At 64.9% G+C, this 21,612-nt stretch carries 19 protein-coding genes; 10 read left to right on the forward strand and 9 right to left on the reverse strand.

Translation table 11 applies throughout. From position 1 onward, the window contains the following. Window positions 1-16: 16 nt before the first annotated feature. The 4 genes from prpF to prpB all read right to left on the reverse strand — a co-directional run bounded on the left by prpF (window position 17) and on the right by prpB (window position 5,990). On the reverse strand, window positions 17-1,204 hold the full coding sequence (gene prpF, locus EYF70_RS20600; protein WP_131149227.1) for a 2-methylaconitate cis-trans isomerase PrpF: 1,188 nt from the start codon (window positions 1,202-1,204) through the stop codon (window positions 17-19). Continuing rightward, on the reverse strand, window positions 1,204-3,816 hold the full coding sequence (gene acnD / locus EYF70_RS20605; RefSeq protein WP_131149228.1) for a Fe/S-dependent 2-methylisocitrate dehydratase AcnD: 2,613 nt from the start codon (window positions 3,814-3,816) through the stop codon (window positions 1,204-1,206). The genes prpF and acnD overlap by 1 nt, the downstream gene beginning before the upstream one ends. Window positions 3,817-3,945: 129 nt before the next feature. Then, complete coding sequence (gene prpC / locus EYF70_RS20610; protein WP_131147085.1) at window positions 3,946-5,091, reverse strand: bifunctional 2-methylcitrate synthase/citrate synthase; 1,146 nt, start codon at window positions 5,089-5,091, stop codon at window positions 3,946-3,948. Between the two features lie 11 nt (window positions 5,092-5,102). Further along, window positions 5,103-5,990, reverse strand: a complete 888-nt coding sequence (prpB, locus tag EYF70_RS20615; protein ID WP_131147086.1) for a methylisocitrate lyase — start codon at window positions 5,988-5,990, stop codon at window positions 5,103-5,105. Between the two features lie 165 nt (window positions 5,991-6,155). Here prpB and prpR point away from each other — a divergent pair, with 165 nt between their 5' ends. The 6 genes from prpR to EYF70_RS20645 all read left to right on the forward strand — a co-directional run bounded on the left by prpR (window position 6,156) and on the right by EYF70_RS20645 (window position 12,361). Then, complete coding sequence (prpR, locus tag EYF70_RS20620; protein WP_131147087.1) at window positions 6,156-7,769, forward strand: propionate catabolism operon regulatory protein PrpR; 1,614 nt, start codon at window positions 6,156-6,158, stop codon at window positions 7,767-7,769. A gap of 117 nt (window positions 7,770-7,886) precedes the next feature. Beyond that, window positions 7,887-8,744, forward strand: a complete 858-nt coding sequence (locus EYF70_RS20625) for an alpha/beta fold hydrolase (protein ID WP_131147088.1) — start codon at window positions 7,887-7,889, stop codon at window positions 8,742-8,744. Between the two features lie 13 nt (window positions 8,745-8,757). Further along, window positions 8,758-9,786 carry a sensor histidine kinase gene (locus EYF70_RS20630; RefSeq protein ID WP_131147089.1) on the forward strand — a complete coding sequence of 343 codons (1,029 nt, stop codon included), beginning with the start codon at window positions 8,758-8,760 and terminating at the stop codon, window positions 9,784-9,786. Then, on the forward strand, window positions 9,783-10,532 hold the full coding sequence (locus EYF70_RS20635) for a LytR/AlgR family response regulator transcription factor (RefSeq protein WP_229420478.1): 750 nt from the start codon (window positions 9,783-9,785) through the stop codon (window positions 10,530-10,532). Before EYF70_RS20630 ends, EYF70_RS20635 begins: the two co-directional genes overlap by 4 nt. 148 nt (window positions 10,533-10,680) lie before the next feature. Next, window positions 10,681-11,493 (forward strand): NF038132 family protein, encoded by an 813-nt coding sequence (locus tag EYF70_RS20640; protein WP_218943704.1) that lies wholly within the window; start codon window positions 10,681-10,683, stop codon window positions 11,491-11,493. Window positions 11,494-11,635: 142 nt separating this feature from the next. Beyond that, entirely contained in the window at window positions 11,636-12,361 is a 726-nt protein-coding gene (locus tag EYF70_RS20645) for a PEP-CTERM sorting domain-containing protein (RefSeq protein WP_229420479.1), read from the forward strand. 80 nt (window positions 12,362-12,441) lie between these two features. Here EYF70_RS20645 and clpA read toward each other — a convergent pair whose 3' ends face one another. Together clpA and clpS are read right to left on the reverse strand one after the other, a co-directional pair. Next, complete coding sequence (gene clpA, locus EYF70_RS20650) at window positions 12,442-14,742, reverse strand: ATP-dependent Clp protease ATP-binding subunit ClpA (protein WP_131147090.1); 2,301 nt, start codon at window positions 14,740-14,742, stop codon at window positions 12,442-12,444. Then, a complete protein-coding gene (clpS, locus tag EYF70_RS20655; protein ID WP_130185626.1) occupies window positions 14,739-15,041 on the reverse strand; it encodes an ATP-dependent Clp protease adapter ClpS in 303 nt (100 codons plus the stop codon). Before clpS ends, clpA begins: the two co-directional genes overlap by 4 nt. 328 nt (window positions 15,042-15,369) lie before the next feature. Here clpS and cspE point away from each other — a divergent pair, with 328 nt between their 5' ends. Further along, entirely contained in the window at window positions 15,370-15,573 is a 204-nt protein-coding gene (gene cspE / locus EYF70_RS20660; RefSeq protein ID WP_107141363.1) for a transcription antiterminator/RNA stability regulator CspE, read from the forward strand. A gap of 168 nt (window positions 15,574-15,741) precedes the next feature. Here the strand turns inward: cspE and icd are convergent, their stop codons facing one another. Next, window positions 15,742-16,995 carry an NADP-dependent isocitrate dehydrogenase gene (gene icd, locus EYF70_RS20665; RefSeq protein WP_131147091.1) on the reverse strand — a complete coding sequence of 418 codons (1,254 nt, stop codon included), beginning with the start codon at window positions 16,993-16,995 and terminating at the stop codon, window positions 15,742-15,744. Window positions 16,996-17,265: 270 nt separating this feature from the next. Between icd and EYF70_RS20670 the strand changes: the two genes are divergently transcribed. Both EYF70_RS20670 and EYF70_RS20675 read left to right on the forward strand, forming a co-directional pair. Next, window positions 17,266-17,823 (forward strand): pseudouridine synthase, encoded by a 558-nt coding sequence (locus tag EYF70_RS20670; RefSeq protein ID WP_131147092.1) that lies wholly within the window; start codon window positions 17,266-17,268, stop codon window positions 17,821-17,823. A 100-nt stretch (window positions 17,824-17,923) separates the two neighbouring features. Next, on the forward strand, window positions 17,924-18,382 hold the full coding sequence (locus tag EYF70_RS20675) for a DUF192 domain-containing protein (RefSeq protein WP_131147093.1): 459 nt from the start codon (window positions 17,924-17,926) through the stop codon (window positions 18,380-18,382). A 193-nt stretch (window positions 18,383-18,575) separates the two neighbouring features. Here the strand turns inward: EYF70_RS20675 and rpsT are convergent, their stop codons facing one another. After that, entirely contained in the window at window positions 18,576-18,842 is a 267-nt protein-coding gene (gene rpsT, locus EYF70_RS20680) for a 30S ribosomal protein S20 (RefSeq protein WP_131147094.1), read from the reverse strand. Between the two features lie 269 nt (window positions 18,843-19,111). On the opposite strand from rpsT, the gene murJ reads away from it, so the two are divergent. Then, entirely contained in the window at window positions 19,112-20,662 is a 1,551-nt protein-coding gene (gene murJ, locus EYF70_RS20685) for a murein biosynthesis integral membrane protein MurJ (protein WP_131147095.1), read from the forward strand. 122 nt (window positions 20,663-20,784) lie between these two features. Here murJ and EYF70_RS20690 read toward each other — a convergent pair whose 3' ends face one another. Beyond that, a complete protein-coding gene (locus EYF70_RS20690) occupies window positions 20,785-21,276 on the reverse strand; it encodes an FxDxF family PEP-CTERM protein (protein ID WP_165497750.1) in 492 nt (163 codons plus the stop codon). Window positions 21,277-21,612 lie beyond the last annotated feature (336 nt).

The raw sequence follows: 21,612 nt of genomic DNA on the forward strand, positions 1-21,612 counted from the left end.
CGCGCCGGCTTTCACCCTATTGCTGCGGTGGAACGCGCACGTAACCTTCCATCAACACGCGGGCACTGCGGCTCATGACCGCCTTGCTGACCTGCCATTGCCCGTCCACTTCCAGCGCTTCGGCGCCCACGCGCAGCGTGCCGGACGGATGGCCGAACCGCACCGCGGTGCGCACGCCGCCGCCGGCGGCAAGGTTGACCAGCGTGCCGGGGATCGCCGCGGCGGTGCCGATCGCCACGGCGGCGGTGCCCATCATGGCGTGATGCAGCTTGCCCATCGACAGGGCGCGCACCAGCAGGTCGATCTCTTCGGCATGCACCGGCTTGCCGGAGGAGGCAGTGTACGTGGCGGGTGGCGCCACGAACGCCACCTTGGGCGTGTGCTGGCGCCGCGCCGCCTCGTCGACATGGCCGATCAGGCCCATGCGCACGGCACCGTGGGCACGGATCGTCTCGAACATCGCCAGCGCCCTAGTGTCGCCGTTGATGGCGTCCTGCAGCTCGCTGCCCGTGTAGCCGATGCTGGCGGCATCGACGAAGATGGTTGGAATGCCGGCATTGATCATCGTCACGCGCAGCGTGCCCACGCCAGGGACGTCGAGCTCGTCCACCACGCTGCCGGTCGGGAACATCGCACCGCCGGCGCCCTCCTCGTCGGCCGCCGGGTCCATGAATTCAAGCTGCACCTCGGCTGCCGGGAAGGTGACACCGTCGAGCTCGAAGTCGCCGGTTTCCTGGACCGCGCTGTCCGACACCGGCACGTGGGCGATGATGGTCTTGCCGATGTTGGCTTGCCAGATGCGCACCACGGCCAGGCCGTTGTGCGGCACGCGACCCGGCTCGACCATGCCGTTGGCGATCGCGAACGGGCCCACCGCGGCCGACAGGTTGCCGCAGTTGCCGCTCCAGTCGACGAACGGCCTGTCGATCGAGACCTGGCCGAACAGGTAATCGACATCGTGGCCGGGCCGCGTGCTTTTCGACAGGATCACCGCCTTGCTGGTGCTCGACGTGGCGCCGCCCATGCCATCGATCTGCTTGCCGTAGGGATCGGGGCTGCCGATCACCCGCAGCAGCAGCGCATCGCGCGCCGGTCCCGGCACCCTGGCCGCCTCGGGCAGGTCGTCGAGAAGGAAGAATACGCCTTTGCTGGTACCGCCACGCATGTAGGTGGCGCGGATTTTCACTTGGGGAGGATGCGCCATCATGCGGCCTCGCTGGCGGCAACCCGGCCGGTGGATGCCAGGAAGTCCTGCGCAAAGCGCTGCAGCACGCCGCCCGCCTCGTAGATCGCCACCTCCTCGGCCGTGTCGAGCCGGCATTGCACCGGAACCGTGACGTTTTCGCCATTGCTCCGATGGATCACCAGCGTCAGCATGGCGCGCGGCTGGCGTTCGCCCACCACGTCGAACGTCTCGGTGCCGTCGATCCCCAGCGTGAGCCGGTTGACGCCACCGATGAATTCCAGCGGCAGCACGCCCATGCCGACCAGGTTGGTGCGGTGGATGCGCTCGAAACCTTCGGCCACGATGGCTTCCACGCCCGCCAGCCGTACGCCTTTCGCGGCCCAGTCGCGCGACGAGCCCTGGCCATAGTCGGCGCCGGCGATCACGATCAGCGGCTGCCGGCGCGCCATGTAGGTTTCGATCGCTTCCCACATGCGCGTGATCGTGCCTTCCGGCTCCACCCGTGCCAGCGAGCCCGCCCTGACCTGCCCGTCCACCACCACCATCTCGTTCTTCAGCGTGGGGTTGGCGAACGTCGCCCGCTGCGCGGTCAGGTGGTCGCCCCGGTGCGTGGCGTAGGAATTGAAGTCTTCTTCCGGCAAGCCCATCCTCGCCAGGTACTCGCCGGCCGCGCTGTCGAGCATGATCGCATTCGACGGCGACAGGTGGTCGGTGGTGATGTTGTCGCCCAGGACCGCCAGCGGCCGCATGCCCGCCAGCGTGCGTTCGCCGGCCAGCGCGCCTTCCCAGTACGGCGGGCGGCGGATGTAGGTACTCTGCGGCCGCCAGTCATACAGCGGGCTGACGCTGCCGCCCGCCTCTTCCTGGCGCGCGAACATCGGGATATACACCTTGCGGAAGTGTTCCGGCTTCACGCTGGCCGCCACGATCGCATCGATCTCCGCGTCGTCCGGCCACAGGTCCTGCAACCGGACCGGATTGCCCTGCGCATCGTGGCCCAGCACATCCTTCTCGATGTCGAAGCGGATCGTGCCGGCGATCGCATACGCCACCACCAGCGGCGGCGAGGCCAGGAAGGCCTGCTGCGCATACGGGTGGATGCGCCCGTCGAAATTGCGGTTGCCGGACAGGACCGCCGTCGCATACAGGTTCCGCTCGACGATCTCCTGCTGGATTGCCGGATCGAGCGCGCCGGACATGCCATTGCACGAGGTGCAGGCATAGGCGACGACGCCGAAGCCCAGCTGTTCCAGCTCGGGCAGCAGGCCGGCTTCCTCCAGGTACAGGGTGACGGCCTTCGAACCCGGCGCCAGCGAGCTTTTCACCCAGGGCTTGCGCAACAGGCCGAACCGGTTGGCATTGCGGGCCAGCAGGCCGGCGGCGATCATGTTGCGCGGATTGTTCGTGTTGGTGCAGCTGGTGATCGCCGCGATGATGACGGCGCCGTCCGGCATGCGGCCCGGCTCGTTCTCGACGATACCCGCGATGCCGCGTGCGGCCAGTTCCGACGTGGGAACGCGCTTGTGCGGATTCGACGGGCCGGCGATATTGCGCACCACCGTCGACAGGTCGAAGCGCAGCACGCGTTCGTACTCGGCGCTGGCCAGGCTGGCCGCCCACAGGCCGGCCTGTTTCGCATACAGCTCCACCAGCGCCACCTGCTCGTCCTCGCGGCCGGTCAGCCGGAGGTACTGGATGGTCTGCTCGTCGATGGCGAACATGGCCGCGGTGGCGCCGAATTCCGGCGCCATGTTGGAGATGGTGGCGCGGTCGCCCAGCGTCAGCGCGGCGGCGCCCGCGCCGTGGAACTCCAGGTAGGCCGACACCACCTTTTCCTTGCGCAGGAATTCGGTCAGCGCCAGCACGATGTCGGTGGCCGTGATGCCCGCCTGCGGCCGTCCCGTCAGCTCGACGCCGACGATGTCCGGCAGCCGCATCCACGAGGCGCGGCCCAGCATCACGGTTTCCGCTTCCAGCCCGCCGACGCCGACCGCGATGACGCCCAGCGCATCGACCATCGGCGTGTGCGAATCGGTGCCCACCAGCGTGTCCGGATAGGCGACGCCGCCGCTCACCTGGATCACCGGCGACATGCGCTCCAGGTTGATCTGGTGCAGGATGCCGTTCCCCGGCGGGATCACGTCGACGTTATGGAATGCCCGCCTGGTCCATTCGATGAAGTGGAAGCGGTCTTCGTTGCGGCGATCCTCGATGGCGCGGTTCTTCGCGAACGCATCGGGATCGAAGCCGCCGCATTCGACCGCCAGCGAGTGGTCGACCACCAGCTGCGTGGGCACCACGGGGTTGACGAGCGCCGGGTCGCCGCCCTGTTCGGCGATCGCATCGCGCAGGCCGGCCAGGTCGACCAGCGCGGTCTGGCCCAGGATATCGTGGCACACGACGCGGGCCGGGAACCACGGGAAGTCCAGGTCGCGCTTGCGGTAGACCAGCTGCTGCAGCGATGCCGTGAGCTGGGTGGCGTCGCAGCGGCGGCACAGGTTTTCCGCCAGCACGCGGGAGGTATACGGCAATCTGTCGTAGGCACCCGCTTCGATCGCTTCGACGGCGGCGCGCGCGTCGAAGTAATCCAGCGTGGTACCGGGCAGGTTCTTCCGGTACGCGGTGTTCATGGGCGTGTTCAATTTGCTTCCTTCACGTTCGTTCTTGCTTGCTGCTTGTTTGCCGACTTGTTTGCCGACTTGTTTGCCGACTTGTTTGCCGACTTGTTTGCCGACTCATTTGCCGACTTGTTTGCCGGCTTACTTGCGCTCGGCGATCGGCACGAAGCGCAGGTCTTCCGGGCCCACGTAGTTGGCGCTCGGGCGGATGATCTTGTTGTCGATGCGCTGCTCGATGATGTGCGCCGCCCAGCCCGAGGTCCGGGAGATCACGAACAGCGGCGTGAACATCGCGGTGGGCACGCCCATCATGTGGTACGACACGGCCGAGAACCAGTCCAGGTTCGGGAACATGTTCTTCACTTCCCACATCACCGATTCGAGGCGTTCGGCGATGTCGAACATCTTCATCGAACCCGCTTCCTTCGACAGCTGGCGCGCCACTTCCTTGATCACCTTGTTGCGCGGGTCCGATACCGTGTAGACCGGGTGGCCGAAGCCGATCACCACTTCCTTGTTGGCCACGCGCGCGCGGATGTCGCTTTCCGCTTCGTCGGCATTCTCGTAGCGCTTCTGGATATCCAGCGCCACCTCGTTGGCACCGCCATGCTTGGGGCCGCGCAGCGCGCCGATCGCGCCGGTGATGGCCGAGTAGATGTCGGACCCGGTGCCGGCGACCACGCGCGCCGTGAAGGTGGAGGCATTGAACTCGTGCTCGGCATACAGGATCAGCGACGTGTGCATCGCCTTCACCCAGCTTTCCGGCGGCGGCGCGCCGTGCAGCAGGTGCAGGAAGTGGCCGCCAATCGAATCGTCGTCGGTCTCCACGTCGATGCGGCGGCCGGCATGGCTGTAGTGGTACCAGTACAGCAGGATCGAACCGAACGACGCCATCAGGCGGTCGGCGATGTCGCGCGCGCCGGCCAGGTTGTGGTCATCCTTTTCCGGCAGCACGCAGCCCAGCACGGAAGCGCCGGTGCGCATCACGTCCATCGGGTGCGCGCCGGCCGGCAGCGCTTCCAGCGCCAGCTTCACGGCCTGCGGCAGGCCGCGCAGCGATTTCAGCTTGGCCTTGTAGCCCTTCAGTTCACCGGCGGTCGGCAGCTTGCCGTGCACCAGCAGGTAGGCGATCTCCTCGAATTCGCAGGTATCGGCGACGTCCAGGATATCGTAGCCGCGGTAATGCAGGTCGTTGCCGGTCTTGCCGACGGAGCACAGCGCCGTATTGCCGGCGGTGACGCCGGACAGCGCAACGGATTTCTTCGGTTTGAACGTGGTCTCGGTCATGCCTGTCTCCTTTATTTTTTCTGTGCCGCGAACAATGCATCGAGCTTCTGTTCGAAGACATGGTAGCCGATGCTCTCGTAAAGTTCCTCGCGGGTCTGCATCGTGCCGAGCACGTTCTGCTGCGTGCCGTCGCGCCGGATCGCGCCGTACACGTTCTCGGCCGCGCGGTTCATGGCGCGGAACGCCGACAGCGGATACAGCACGATGTCCACGTCGACCGAACGCAGCTCTTCCAGCGTGAACAGCGGCGTGGAACCGTATTCGGTAATGTTGGCCAGCACCGGCACCTTCACCGCCTCGGCGAAGCGCTTGTACATCGACAGTTCCGTCAATGCCTCGGCGAAGATCATGTCGGCGCCCGCCTCGACGCAGGCCACGGCGCGCTCGATGGCGGCATCGAAGCCTTCCACGGCCAGCGCATCGGTGCGCGCCATGATGACGAAGTCCTGGTCGGTGCGGGCATCCACGGCAGCCTTGACGCGGTCGACCATCTCACCCTGGCTGACGATTTCCTTGCCGGGCCGGTGGCCGCAGCGCTTGGCGCCCACCTGGTCCTCGATATGGACGGCGGCGGCACCGAACTTGATCATCGACTTCACGGTGCGGGCCACGTTGAAGGCCGAAGCGCCGAACCCGGTATCGATGTCGACCAGCAGCGGCAGGTCGCACACGTCGGTAATGCGGCGCACGTCGGTGAGCACGTCGTCCAGGTTCGAGATGCCCAGGTCGGGCAAGCCCAGCGAACCGGCCGCGACACCGCCGCCGGACAGGTAAACGGCGCGGAACCCGGCGCGTTGCGCCAGCAGCGCATGGTTGGCATTGATGGCGCCCACGACTTGCAGCGGCGACTCTTCGCGGACGGCCTGGCGGAACGCGGCTCCGGCGGAACGGATACTCATGATGGCCTTTCGGAATGACGATGGATGGCAGCAGTTCCGCAAGGAGCATGCCAGCATCATTGGAAGGGTGGGAAGTGCGTGAAATCAATGGCTTGCAAGTAGTGCAGCACTCTCTGCGGCGTTTCAGCTGAAACAGATGAAACGCCGTTGAACTATAATTGAAACATGACCGATCTCCTCCACGGCGACCCGGACAAACCCGTCATCTGGACGGTGTCCATGTCGCGCCTGTCCGACCTGTTCCGCGACATCACGCCCGAGTACGATGCGCTGGCCACCATCGAACCGATCCACCTCGGCTTCGACGAGGCGGTGCGCCATATCCGCGAGCGGCTGGCCACGGAGCGTTGCGATGCCGTCATCTCCGCCGGGTCGAACGCGGCTTACCTGAAGGGACGCCTGCCGGTCCCGCTGGTGGTGGCCAAGGCCAGCGGCACGGACATGATGCGCGCGCTGGCGCGGGCGCGCCGGGTATCGGAGCGGATCGCCGTGGTCACCTACCAGCAGCCAATGCCGGAACTGGCCGAGTTCGCGGCCACGTTCGGCTTCGACGTGGTGCAGCGCACCTATGTCACGCGGGAAGATGCGCTGGCCCAGGTGCATGAACTGAAGGCGGCCGGGATCCGCGCCATCGTCGGCGCCGGCCTGATCACCGACCTGGCCGAGGACGCCGGCATGACCGGCGTGTTCCTCTACTCGGCGGCCTCGATCCGGCAAGCCTTCGACGATGCGCTGGAAATGGCCCGGCTGGCGCAGCTGGAAACGGGATGGATGGGCCGGCGCCGCGGCCGCGGTGGCGCCGTGCAGGACCCGCCGCGCGCCCGGCACGGCCTGGCCGACCTGCGCGGCGAATCGCCGGCAATGGAACAGGTGCGGCAGATGGTGGTGCTGTATGCGCGTTCGGCCGCCACGGTGCTGATCCAGGGCGAGACCGGCAGCGGCAAGGAACTGGCGGCGCAGGCGATCCACCGCGCCGCGCCGCACGGCAGGGTCGACGAGGCGCGCCGCCCGTTCCTGGCGGTGAATTGCGGCGCCATTGCCGAATCGCTGCTGGAAGCGGAACTGTTCGGCCACGAGGAAGGCGCGTTTACCGGCGCGCGGCGCGGCGGCCGCGCCGGCCTGTTCGAGGCGGCCAACGGCGGCACGCTGTTCCTCGACGAGATCGGCGAGATGCCGCTGGCGCTGCAAACGCGGTTGCTGCGAGTGCTGGAAGAGCGGGAGGTGGTGCGGGTGGGCGGCACGCGGCCGGTACCCGTGGACGTACGGATCATCAGTGCCACGCACTGCGACCTGGCGCAGCGGGTGCGCGACGGACGCTTCCGTGCCGACCTGTTCTACCGGCTCGCGGTGCTGCGGCTGGCATTGCCGCCGCTGCGCGAGCGCACCGCCGACATCGTGCCGCTGGCCGAATGGCTGCTGCGCAATGCGCTGGCCTCGCTGGGTGCGCGCGCCCAGCCCAACCTGCAGGCCGAGCTGCAGGCCTGCGCGCCGCTGCTGGCCGGACATGCCTGGCCCGGCAATGTGCGCGAGCTGCGCAACCTGTGCGAACGGCTCGCGCTGTTCCTGGCCGCCGAACCGCTGCAGGCGCTGACGCCCGCGTTCGTGCTCGCCGTGGGGCCCGAGCTGGCGGCCGGCGCGGGCGTCGCCGCGCCGCCCGCCGCGGAACGCGTCACCGACGTGCTGCGCCGTTTCGATGGCCGGCGCGATGCCGCCGCGGCCTACCTCGGCATCAGCCGCACCACGCTGTGGCGCCGGCTGCGCGAGGAAGGGGGCGGCTGAATCGTCGCTCATCCCGCCGTTCGGCGTTCGCCGTTCGTCCTTGTTTTGCGCCGCTCGTCATACAGCGGCTGGCAGTGCACGGCAAGGGTGCGAGGATGCGTTTCAAGGAGGAACACCATGAAACGTCATCGACTCATCGCCGCCGCAGCAGCCGCCCTGTTTGCCGCCATGCCCGCCTGCGCTGCTCCCGCCTTCAAGGCCGAGGTCACCGGTAGCGGCCCCGCCGTGATCCTGATTCCAGGCCTCGCTTCGTCCAGCGAAGTATGGCAAGGCACCACGCAGCACCTGTGCGGACCGCGCCAGTGCCATGTGCTGACCCTGGCCGGCTTTGCCGGTCAACCTGCGATCGAGGGCCCGCTGCTGCCGCAGGTGGAACAGCAATTGTCCGACTATATCGCCGCGAACAAGCTGGGCAAGCCCGTCATCATCGGCCACAGCCTGGGCGGTTTCGTGGCGCTGCGCTTCGCGATCGACCATCCCGACCAGGTAGAGCGCCTGGTGATCGTCGATTCGCTCCCGGCGCTCGGTGCGATGCAGGCGCCCCAGGCCACGCCCGAGCAGCTCCGGCAGATGGCGGCAGGCGTCCGCCAGGAGATGCTCGCCGCCGACGACGCGAGCTACGCCCAAGCCCAGCGCCGCAACGTGGCCATGATGGTAACGCGCTCGGAGGACGTGGACCGCATCATGCAAATGGGCCGGGGTTCGGACCGCAACACGGTGGCAGGCACGATGGCAGAGCTGATCGAAACGGACCTGCGCGACGACGTGGCGAAGATCAGGGCGCCGACGCTGGTGCTGGGCGCGTGGGCCGCCTACAAGGACTTTGCGCCGCGCCCCGCGATCGAGGCGGTGTACACGAGCCAGTACGGCAAGCTGCCGGGCGTGCGCATCGAAATGGCGGAGACGGCGCGCCACTTCATCATGTACGACGACCCGGCCTGGCTGTATGATCGCATCGACCATTTCCTGAAGTGAAAGTGACAGCGCAATGACCACCCTTCCGCCGCGGCTGGCGCGCCTGAACTGGTACTGGCCACTGCAGCTGGGCGGCTGGAGCGTGCTGGCCCTGTTCGACCTCGCGCAGGCGATGAATCGCGCCGGCAGTCCCGCCGTCATCGCGGTCTCCGTTACCGGTGTCGCGGCGGGCCTGCTGCTGTCCGACGGCTGGCGCCGGCTGCTGAAGGGGCGCCCGGCCTGGCGCAGGATGGGGCGGATGGCCGTTGCGGTGTTGGTGCTGGGCTGCGTGAACACCTTCCTGGTCTACCTGGCTTATCGTGTCTTCAAGCCGTTCGGCGAGGTGCGCGGCTATGCGTGGCTGCCGTACGCAGTCTTGTTCTGGTCCGGTGTCCACGCGGTGTGGACCGTGCTGTATCTCGCCGCGCTGTCGATCCGCCGGGCCCGGCATGCCGAAGCCGAGGCGCTCCGGCTCGAACTGCACGCCAAGGACATCGAGCTGCGCGCGCTGCAGGCGCAGGTCAACCCGCACTTCTTCTTCAACAGCCTGAACAGCGTGCGCGCGCTGATCTACGAGGACCCGGAGAGCGCGGCGCGGATGATCGACCGGCTGGCCGGCCTGATGCGCTATGCGCTGCAATCGGGCCACGTGGAGACGGTGCCGCTGGCGGCCGAGCTGGAGGCGGTGGAAGCCTACCTGGCGATCGAGAAGATCCGTTTCGAGGAGCGCTTGCGCGTGCGGGTGGACATCGAGCCCGGACTGGAACACGTGATGGTGCCGCCCATGTCGCTGCAGACCCTGGTGGAAAATGCCGTGAAGTACGGCGTCGAACTGAGCACGACCGGCAGCGACATCCGCATTCGCGCCTGGCGCGGCGTTGGCGGCACGCTGATCGAGATCGCCAACGCCGGCGCGCTCCGTCTCCCTGGCGATTCCACGCAGGTGGGCCTGGCGAATGCCCGCAAGCGCCTCGCGCTGGCGGTGGGCGGCGGCGCCAGCCTTGACCTGGCGGAATGCGACGGCTGGGTGCGCGCCACGCTGCAGTTGCCGGTGGCCGCATGAGCCAGGTAGCGGCGCCTGGCAACGGCAGCGCGGCGCAGGTGCCGATGCGCGCCCTGATCGTCGATGACGAACGCCTGGCCCGTGCCGAGTTGCGGCGCCTGCTGGCCGCCCACCCCGGCATCGAGATCGTGGGCGAGGCGGCGCATGCCGAACAAGCCATCGCGCAGGTGGCGGCCTTGCAGCCGGACCTCCTGCTGCTCGACGTGCAGATGCCCGGCGCCAGCGGGTTCGACCTGCTGCAGGCGCTCGACACGACGCCTGAAGTGATCTTCACGACCGCATTCGACCAGTACGCCTTGCAGGCGTTCGAGGTGAATGCGCTCGACTACCTGCAAAAGCCGATCCAGGCGACCCGGCTGGCGGCCGCCCTGCAACGCGCCGCGCTGCGGCTCGGCCTGCCGGTGGCGGGCACGCCGGCCGCGCCACGCAAGCTGTTCGTCCGCGATGGCGAGCGCTGCTGGTTCGTGGCGCTGGACAGCGTTCGCCTGTTCGAATCCGAAGGCAATTACACGCGCGTGTATTTCGACGATGTCCGGCCACTGGTATTGCGCTCGCTCACGCAACTGGAAGAACGCCTGGACCCGCAGCGCTTCCTGCGCGCCAGCCGGCGCCATATCGTCAACCTGGATTTCGTTGAACGGATGAGCGCCAACGACGCGGGTGGCTTCGACCTGCTGCTTCCGGGGGGCATGACCGTGGAAGTATCGCGGCGGCGGGCGGCACAGGTGCGCAGCCTCGGGCTGTGATGCCCCCGCTACGCTGATCCTGGAACGCGGCAAGGATGTCGGAATCCTTTACATGCGCGGGCGCCTTGCGGTCCCCTTCATCCGGTGGATGACGCAGGCACGGGAAATGCTGACGTTTTGAGGCATCTCAACCCGATGGAGACCGGTCATGAACATCCCGATGCGTTCCCGCGCCGCTGCAGCGGCGGCGGCAATCCTGTTAGGCCTTGCGGGCACCAGCCACGCCCAGGTATTCGATGGCGGCATTCCCGCCGGATGGCAATGCGCCGGCGACTGCGGCACCGCGCCGGAGGATGGCAACATCACGCTGGCGCCCGGCGGCGGCACGCAGTATGGCTGGGTATCGACGGTGAATGGCGCGGCCGGCGTGCTGTTGCCCGGCGTGAGCGCGCCAGCCGATTCGATTGCCGGCAGTGCCTTGCGTTCGCACCTGTTCACTGCGCAGGCCGGCGATGCCCTGCACTTTGCCTTCAACTACATAACGACCGACGGCGGTGACTTCAGCGACTATGCCTGGGTGCGCCTGCTGAACGGAGACGGCAGCCAGGCGGCGCTGCTGGCGACGGCGCGTACTTCGCCGGGCGGGGGCGCGGTGCCCGGCTTCGGCATGCCGGCGGGCGCGGCCACGCTGGACCCGCCCTTCTCGGATGTCGAAGGCCTGGCCCCGAGCTGGAGCCCGCTGGGAGACGATTCCGGCACCTGCTATATCCCTGACAATTGCGGCCAGACCGGCTGGATCGGTGCCGCGTACACGATCGCGGCAGCGGGCGAGTACACGCTGGAATTCGGCGTGGTCAACTGGGTCGACCGTGGCGCCGATACCGGGCTGGCGTTCGACGCCATCACGCTCGACGGCGTGCCGCTGGCGCCTGTGCCGGAGCCGGGGCGGCTCGGCATGCTGATGACTGGCGCGCTGCTGCTGGCATTGATCCGGCGTGCCGGCCGCCGGCGAGGCGACTGACCGCGCGCGCGGGCGGTTACCACATCCGTGCGACGTTGGCAGAGGACGACGGGAGATTGCAACAAATGTAACGAGCATTGTTGGGCTGTCCGGCCGACTTCTACGATGGTTCCCATCCCCACCACCGCAAGGAGAATCGCCCATGAAGCGCACGCCCCCTGTCACGTTTGCCCGCCGGGTTGCCCGCCGCACTGTCGGCAAGTTTACCGCTGGCACCTTCGCCGCCGGCATCTTCGCCCTCGCCGCGGCCCTGCCTGCCCACGCCGAGTCCATTTCCGCCATCGCGCAGGTGCAGGGCTGGGTCAACAGCAACGGCGGCAGTAACGAAGCCACTCCGCTCGGCAATACCTTCACCGGCAACGAGACCGGCATGCGCTTCAACAGCTGGGCGGCATTCTTCATCCCGGCCGGCACCACATGGGCATCGGCCACGCTGTCGCTGTCGCCTTCCGTGTATGGGAACGCGCCGCCGAGCGTGATCGGGCTGTTCGACGTCGAAGGCGGCCTGCAGCCGCTGCTGAACACGTTCGAACCGGGCACCGGTGTCTTTGCCGACCTGGGCAGCGGAACCCGGTATGCCGCGGCCACCCTGCACGACAGCCCCGTCGACATCTCGCTGAACGGTGCGGCACTGGCCGACATCAATGCGCTGGCCGGCGCGTACTTCGTGATCGGCTTCACCAACCAGACATTGAACGCCGTGCCGGTCGAGGCCGGCGACCAGGGCATTTACCTGGGCGGCATCCGCAACGAGCCGTACCTGGAATTGACGCTGTCGACCGTGCCTGCCGTGCCCGAGCCGGGCACCTATGCGATGCTGCTGGCCGGGCTGGCCGTCGCGGGCGTGGCGGCACGGCGCCGCCGCTGACGATCTCGAACCGGAGAACCCGCCCGACGGTTCAGGGCGAAAAAAACCCGCTCTCGCGAGCGGGTTTTTACTGGCGTGGATTACTCCACTTCGACCGTTTCCGGCGGCGGCAGCGGTGCCGCATCCGGTTCCGGGAAGTCCAGCTTGATCTGGTCCTTTTCGTCCAGGTCCACCGTCACCCTGCCGCCGGTGACGAGGCGGCCGAACAGCAGTTCGTCGGCCAGCGCCTTGCGGATCATGTCCTGGATCAGGCGGGACATCGGCCGCGCGCCCATCAGCGGATCGAAGCCTTTCTTCGACAGGAACTTGCGCAGGTTTTCCGTGAAGATCGCTTCCACCTTCTTCTCGTGCAGCTGCTCTTCCAGCTGCATCAGGAACTTGTCCACGACGCGCAGGATGATTTCCTCGTCCAGCGCGCGGAAGCTGATGATCGCATCGATCCGGTTGCGGAATTCCGGCGTGAACATGCGCTTCAGGTCGGCCATTTCGTCGCCGGTTTCCTTGGTGTTCGTGAAACCGATCGGCGCCTTCTGCAGCGCTTCCGCACCCGCGTTGGTGGTCATGACGATGATCACGTTGCGGAAGTCTGCCTTGCGGCCGTTGTTGTCCGTCAGCGTGCCATGGTCCATCACCTGCAGCAGGATGTTGAAGATGTCCGGATGCGCCTTCTCGATCTCGTCGAGCAGCAGCACGGCGTGCGGCTTCTTCGTGATCGCTTCGGTCAGCAGGCCGCCCTGGTCGAACCCGACATAGCCCGGCGGCGCGCCGATCAGCCGCGATACCGCGTGGCGCTCCATGTATTCGGACATGTCGAACCGGATCAGTTCGATGCCGAGGATGAAGGCCAGCTGCTTCGCCACTTCCGTCTTGCCCACGCCGGTCGGGCCGGAGAACAGGAACGAGCCGATCGGCTTGTCCTGCTTGCCGAGGCCGGCACGCGACATCTTGATCGCCGAGGCCAGCGCTTCGATCGCCGGATCCTGGCCGAACACGACGTTGCGCAGGTCGCGGTCGATGGTCTGCAGCTTGCTGCGGTCGTCCTGGTTGACGGTTTGCGGTGGAATGCGCGCGATCTTCGAGATGATCTCTTCGATCTCCGTCTTGCCGATGGTCTTCTTCTGCTTCGATTTCGGCAGGATGCGCTGGGCGGCACCGGCTTCGTCGATCACGTCGATGGCCTTGTCCGGCAGGTGGCGGTCGTTGATGAAGCGGGCCGCCAGCTCGGCCGCCGTCGACAGCGCCGACGACGAATACTTCACGCCGTGGTGCTCTTCGAAGCGCGACTTCAGGCCACGCAGGATCTGCACGGTCTGCTCGACGGTCGGTTCGTTGACGTCCACTTTCTGGAAGCGGCGCGACAGCGCATGGTCTTTCTCGAACACGCCGCGGAATTCCGTGAACGTGGTCGCGCCGACGCACTTCAGCTGGCCGTTGGCCAGTGCCGGCTTCAGCAGGTTCGACGCGTCCAGCGTGCCGCCCGATGCGGAACCGGCGCCGATGATCGTGTGGATCTCGTCGATGAACAGGATGCCGTTCGGATTATCCTTCAGCTGCTTGAGCACCGCCTTCAGGCGCTGCTCGAAGTCGCCGCGGTACTTGGTGCCGGCCAGCAGCGCGCCCATGTCCAGCGAATACACCACGGCATTCGACAGGATTTCCGGCACGTCGCCCTGCGTGATGCGGTACGCCAGGCCTTCGGCGATGGCGGTCTTGCCCACGCCGGCCTCGCCCACCAGCAGCGGGTTGTTCTTGCGGCGGCGGCACAGGATCTGGATCACGCGGTCGACTTCCTCTTCGCGGCCGATCAGCGGATCGATCTTGCCTTCCGCGGCCGACTTGTTGAGGTTTTGCGTGAACTGGTCCAGCGGGCTTTCCTTGGCCTGGCCTTCGGCCTGCGCGCCTTCCTCGACGCCTTCCGATGCCTTGGCCGCTTCGCCGGACTGGTCCTTGCGGACACCGTGCGAAATGAAGTTGACGACGTCCAGGCGCGTTACGCCCTGCTGGTGCAGGTAGTACACGGCATGGGAATCCTTTTCGCCGAAGATGGCCACCAGCACGTTCGCGCCCGTCACTTCCTTCTTGCCGTTCGAGGCCGACTGCACATGCATGATGGCGCGCTGGATCACGCGCTGGAAGCCCAGCGTTGGCTGCGTGTCCACTTCGCCCGTTCCAGGCACGGTGGGGGTGTTGTCGCCGATGAAGTTGGTGAGTGTCTTGCGCAGGTCTTCGATATTGACCGCGCAGGCACGCAACACTTCGGCTGCCGAAGGATTGTCCAGCAGCGCCAGCAACAGATGCTCAACCGTGATGAATTCATGCCGTGCCTGCCGAGCCTCGACAAACGCCATGTGCAAACTTACTTCCAATTCCTGCGCAATCATACTTCCTCCATCACGCACTGCAGGGGGTGCCCCGCCTTGCGCGCATGCGTTAAAACGAACTCCACCTTGGTTGATGCAATATCTTTTGAGAACACACCGCACACGCCTTTGCCGTAGCGATGCACACTCAGCATAATTTGCGTAGCCGTTTCGCGATCCTTGTTGAAATATTCCTGAATGATCGCGACCACAAATTCCATCGGAGTGTAGTCGTCGTTCAACAACGCCACCTGGTACATGGGGGGCGGCTTCAGCGTCTGCCGCTCCAGGACGGTCTCGGTGTCATGCTTGGTTGCCATACGCTTATATTCTAATGCTTTCGTGGTCGATGCAACGCCCGTTTAACTGGACGTTTCCATTTGTCCTCAATCTTACGCGCTTTCCCAACTGCGCGCAGATGGCGCCCCCCGGCGCAAAATCAAGTCCTTTCATCATTTCTCGTGTTGCAAAAAACTTACTATTGCCACGACAAAGCGCTTGACATAGAAAATTGTTCCGCCAACAATGCCATATCGACTGGTGCAGAAATGTACATGTTGGTAAGAAGTGAGTTGTCGAGGAGGGGGCAGGAAGCTTCTTGCTTTTATGGCTCGTGTGATTCGTTATTATTTGAAAGTTCTTTTTATTATGGCAACTGGTACCGTTAAGTGGTTCAATGACTCCAAAGGTTTCGGCTTCATCACCCCTGATGATGGTGGCGAAGATTTGTTCGCGCACTTCTCCGCAATCAACATGAACGGCTTCAAGACCCTGAAAGAAGGTCAAAAGGTGCAGTTCGAAGTCACGCAGGGCCCGAAAGGCAAGCAAGCTTCCAACATCCAGGCTAGCTGATCAGCTTCCTCGACTAAAAAAGCCCTGCTGAAGCGGGGTTTTTTTTCGCCCCTGCATTTCTTCCCTGCATTCCTTCCCTGCTCCTCGCGCCTTGCCATTGCCCAGCCTGCAAGGCAAAGAAAAAACCCGCCACGCGTGCGGGTTTTTCTTTAAAACATTGCAAGACGATTACATGTTTTCAATCATCACTTCGCCGAAACCGGAACACGACACCTGGGTCGCCCCTTCCATCAGGCGGGCAAAGTCGTAGGTGACGCGCTTCGACGTGATGGCCTTCTCCATCGACGCGATGATCAGGTCGGCCGCCTCGGTCCAGCCCATGTGGCGCAACATCATTTCGGCGGACAGGATCAGCGAGCCCGGATTCACGTAATCCTTGCCGGCATACTTGGGCGCGGTGCCGTGGGTGGCCTCGAACATCGCCACCGAATCCGACATGTTGGCGCCCGGCGCGATGCCGATGCCGCCCACCTGCGCCGCCAGCGCGTCGGAGATGTAGTCGCCGTTCAGGTTCAGCGTGGCGATCACGCTGTACTCGGCCGGGCGCAGCAGGATCTGCTGCAGGAAGGCGTCGGCGATCGAATCCTTGACGACGATGTCCTTGCCCGTCTTCGGGTTCTTCACCTTGCACCACGGGCCGCCGTCGATCAGTTCGCCGCCGAATTCCTTCTGCGCCAGCGCATAGGCCCAGTCGCGGAAGCCGCCTTCGGTGTACTTCATGATGTTGCCCTTGTGGACGATCGTGACGGACGGCTTGTCATTGTCGATCGCATACTGGATCGCCTTTCGCATCAGGCGCTCGGTACCTTCGCGCGATACCGGCTTGATGCCGAGGCCCGAGGTCTCGGGGAAGCGGATCTTGCGCACGCCCAGTTCTTCCTGCAGGAAGCGGATCAGCTTTTTCGCGCCTTCCGACCCCTCCGCATATTCGATGCCGGCATAGATGTCTTCCGAGTTTTCACGGAAGATCACCATGTCGGTCTTGTGTGGTTCCTTGACGGGCGACGGCACACCCTTGAACCAGCGTACAGGCCGCAGGCAGACATACAGGTCCAGCTCCTGGCGCAGCGCCACGTTCAGCGAACGGATGCCGCCCCCGACCGGCGTCGTCAGCGGGCCCTTGATCGACACCACGTAATCCTTGACCGCCGCCAGCGTTTCCTCGGGCAGCCAGACGTCGGGGCCGTACACCTTGGTGGATTTCTCCCCGGCATAGATTTCCATCCAGCTGATGCGCCGCGCACCGCCATAGGCCTTCGCCACGGCCGCGTCGACCACCTTCAGCATGACGGGCGTGACGTCGACGCCGGTACCGTCGCCCTCGATGAACGGGATGATCGGCTGGTTCGGCACGGTCAGCGAAAAATCGGCGTTGACGGTGATCTTCTCGCCATCGACCGGCACTTTGATATGTTGATACATCGAATTCTCCGAAATGAAGCGACGCTGGCGGGCGTCATGGACGTGCCGGCTGCAAATCCGGCTCTACCGACCAGCTATGACCACCAGCTGTGACGACCAACTGCGACGCCAAGCCGCAATATGCATTGCAATAACTCGACGGCCACAGCCGCAAAACAAGGTACAAGCCAGGTACAGGCGTCTTCTATAAGATATAAGACAACTATCACCACTGCCGATTATGCATCAGTATGCCGATACCTGCCACGGTTTAGTCGGTACAATCCCGCAATGCTGATCTTACTTAATAAGCCATTCGGAGTATTGTGCCAGTTTTCCCCGCAACCCGAGCGCCTGACGCTGGCCGATTGCGTGCCCGTGCCGAACGTCTATCCGGCCGGGCGCCTCGACGCCGACAGCGAAGGCCTGCTGTTGCTGACCGATGATGGCAAGCTGCAGCACGATATCGCCCACCCGGACCGCAAGGAACCGAAAACCTACCTGGTGCAGGTCGATGGCCTTGCCGATGGCGCCGCGCTGGCGCGCCTGCAGGCGCCGCTGGACCTGGGCGACTTCGTGACCAGGCCTTGCCAGGCCGTGCGCATCGCCGAGCCGGAATGGCTTTGGCCGCGCAATCCGCCGATCCGCGTGCGCGCCGACAAGCCCACGTCGTGGCTGGCGATCACGCTCCAGGAAGGCAAGAACCGCCAGGTGCGGCGCATGACGGCCGCGGTGGGGCTGCCCACGCTGCGGCTGGTGCGCAGCGCCATCGGCGCGGTATCGCTGGCGACCCATCCGCTGATGCCTGGCGAATGGATGGAAATCGATCCTGCGGAACTGAAGCCTTGAACATGCCTCAAAAAGAACACATCGCCGTGGTCGCGCGGATGCCACCGCGCGCCATGCGCATCGTGCCTTCCTTGCCACTCTTTCACCTGCCTTCGATACGATGAAGACCGCCCTCGTTGCCCTCGTTGCCCTCGTTTCCTCTACTGCCCTGTGCGCCGCCAGCGGCGCTGCCGCCCAGAACGGGCGCTTCGCCACCACCACACTGACCGCCGGCATGCACCTGATCAAGGCCGAAGTCGCGGCCACCGATGCCCAGCGCGCGCAGGGCCTGATGTTCCGCGAGACCATGCCGGCCAACGCCGGCATGGTGTTCGTGTTCGATGCGCCGGCCACGCAATGCATGTGGATGAAGAATACGCCGCTGCCGCTGTCCGTGGCATTCATCGATGCCGGCGGCAAGATCGTCAACATCCGCGACATGCAGCCGCATACGCTCGACAGCCACTGCTCGACGAAAGGCGTGCCGGTCAAGTACGCGCTGGAGATGAACCTGGGCTGGTTCCAGCAAAAGCACATCAAGCCGGGGATGAAGATCGGCAACCTGCCGGCACAACCGTAACCGGGGACATGGCGCCGGTGCAGCCGCGAGCGGGCTTGGAACGGTTACGCGAGGCGCCGTGCCAGGCTTCATATCAAGCTTCACATCAAGCTTCACACCAAGCTTCACACACAAAGCGAAAAACCCGCGATGGCTGCGCCATGCGGGTCTTGTGTGCACACCTGTCTGGCGGCCATTGCCGCCGCACGCGAACTTAGGCGGACAGTGCCTTCAGGGCAGCTGCCAGGCGGCTCTTGTGGCGAGCGGCCTTGTTCTTGTGGATGATTTTCTTGTCGGCGATCGAGTCGATGGTCGACACGGACGACTGGAAGATCTGCGTTGCAGCAGCCTTGTCGCCGGCCTGGATTGCCTTGCGAACGGCCTTGATCGCGGTGCGCAGGGTCGAACGCTGAGCCGAGTTGTGTGCGTTTTGCTTGACTGCTTGACGAGCGCGTTTGCGCGCTTGTGCGGTATTTGCCATGGAATTTCCTAAATCGTTGTCAAAGTTCGTTTGCAAACAACAGCGTTTGCCAAACCGGTGCGTTCAGTCGACCAAGCAGGCCAACGCAGAGCTGGTCAACATCGATGTCTGCGTCACTGAATTCTGTACAGCCTTAAATTATAACGAGCTTTTGATGCCGGAGCAATTCAAAAAGCGGGTTCGTGGCGAAAACTTGCCAAAACCATACACGCTGCCCTTCATAAAATTGTAAGACTTGCATCCAGGCAGCACCGCTATAATCACGCCCCATGAACCTGCTCAGAACCCTCGCCGCCGTCTCCAGCATGACCATGCTGTCGCGCGTTACAGGGCTGCTGCGCGAAAGCCTGTTTGCCCGGGCTTTCGGTGCCGGCGCCTATACCGATGCCTTCAACGTCGCCTTCCGCATTCCCAACCTGCTGCGCCGGCTGTTTGCCGAAGGCGCGTTTTCGCAGGCGTTCGTGCCGATCCTCGCCGAGTACAAGAGCCGCGAGGGTGCCGAGGCCAGCAGGACCCTGTCCGATCACGTAGCCAACTGCCTGGTATGGGCCACGCTGCTCGTCAGCGCCGCCGGCATTCTCGGCGCACCGTTGCTGCTGGCGGGGATCGCCGGCGGCCTGCGGCAGGATCCCGGCGCCTTCGATGCCGCGATCTGGATGACCCGGCTGATGTTCCCTTATATAGCGTGCATGTCGTTCGTGGCCATGGCTGGCGGCATCCTGAATACCTGGCGCCAGTTCAAGATCCCGGCCGTCACGCCGGTGCTGCTGAACCTGTCGATGATTTCCGGCTCGCTGTTCCTGGCCCCCTACCTGGAGCAGCCGGTGTATGCGCAGGCCATCGGCGTGATGGTCGGCGGCCTGCTGCAGGTCGCAATCCAGATCCCGGCGCTGGTCAAGATCGGCATGCTGCCCCGGCTGTCGATCAATCCGCTCGCGGGCCTGGGCGATGCCGGCGTGCGCCGCGTGCTGAGGAAAATGGGCCCGGCCATTTTCGCCGTGGGCGCGGCCCAGATCAGCCTGATGATCAATACGGGGATCGCCTCGCACCTGCGCGAAGGCAGTATCTCGTGGCTCACCTACGCCGACCGGCTGATGGAGTTCCCTACTGCCCTGCTGGGCGTGGCACTGGGCACGATCCTGCTGCCCAGCCTGTCGAAAGCCAGCCTGGACAGCGACCCGCAAGAGTATTCCGCGCTGCTCGACTGGGGCCTGCGCCTGACCTGTCTCCTGGCGATTCCCGCCGCCGTCGGGATGGCCGTGCTGGCCTTGCCTCTGATTGCCACGCTGTTCCACTACGGCCATTTCAGCGACGAGGCGGCGCACATGTCGGCCAGGCCATTGATGGCCTACGCGGTCGGCCTGACCGGCATCATCCTCGTCAAGACACTGGCGCCGGCATTCTATGCCAAGCAGGATACCCGCACGCCGGTGAAGATCGCCGTGGGCGTGCTGTTCGTGACCCAGCTGATGAACCTGGCGTTCGTGCCCTACCTCGAAGTGGCCGGACTGGCACTGTCGATCGGCCTGGCGGCCTGCGTCAACGCCACCTTCCTGTACACCGGGCTGCGCAAGCGCGACATCTACCGGCCACTGCCCGGATGGGGCAAGTTCCTGGCGAAGCTGGTGATCGCGGTAGCGGTGATGGGCGCCGTGGCGTGGTTCGGCAGCCAGCAGTTCGACTGGCTGGCCATGCGTGCCACGCCCTTCCTGCGGGCCGGCGCCCTGTTCCTCGTCATCGGCGTTTGCGGCGCGGTGTATTTCGCGGCACTGCTGGGACTTGGTTTCCGCGTGAACGACTTCCGGCGTACCGGCAAGTAGCCGCGGAGGCGGCGACGCCGTGCCCTGTCGCCGGGCGCATCGCATACCGGCGAAAATAACCCGCTGTACCGGCGAAAAAAAACCCGCTGCCGTGGCAGCGGGTTTTTTACAGGAAGCTGGAATTACGCTTGCTTGGACTTGCGACGGGCCAGGAAGCCCATGATGCCCAGGCCGCCCAGCAGCATGCCGTAGGTTGCTGGTTCCGGTACTGGCGACACCGAGATTTCGCCCGAGTAGTTGGCCTTGCCTGCATCGGTCAGGACGCCTGCCAGGTTCAGCACGAACGGCGACGTGGTGGTCGCATCGACGGAACCGAAGGACACGGTCTTCTTGATCGAACCGGAGGTTGCGGTCCACACGCCATCGTTGCTGCCATTCAGGGTGGTCAGGTCCTGGTTGAACGACAGGTACTGGCCGCTCAGGGTGATCAGCACTTCGTACGTGCCGGCTGCCAGGCCGGTGAAGGTCAGGACGTCGGAGCCGCCTTCCAGCAGGGTCGGGGTGCCGATGAACGACGCGGTGCCATCGGCATCCAGGACGATCGTCTGGTCAGCTGCGAACGAGCTCATCGATACGGCGGCGAGCAGGGAAGCTACGGCGAATTTCAGTTTCATGAAGTTATCCTTGTGAGAGTAGTAGTAGTACATCGCTGGTCAGATCCGTACATTGCAGAACTGCTGAGATAGATCATAACATATTGGCATCAGAAAATTACAAGAGAAAATTGTAAATTTCTCACTACAACTATTGTTCTTACAACAGATATTGTCTTATAAGAAACATTTGAGTGCGTCACCGGATCGCTCTGCAACGGTGCCGATGAAAGCGGCACGTATCAGGCAAGCGGACGGGTGCCGGCGAATCGCCAGGCAACAGGCAGATGGACGTGGCGCCGCTGATCGCCCGGCGTGCCGGCACGCTCCCAGGCGCGACAGCCAGGAGTCCCGGCT

It is taken from the genome of Pseudoduganella albidiflava, from assembly GCF_004322755.1.
Taxonomy (GTDB): domain Bacteria; phylum Pseudomonadota; class Gammaproteobacteria; order Burkholderiales; family Burkholderiaceae_D; genus Rugamonas; species Rugamonas albidiflava.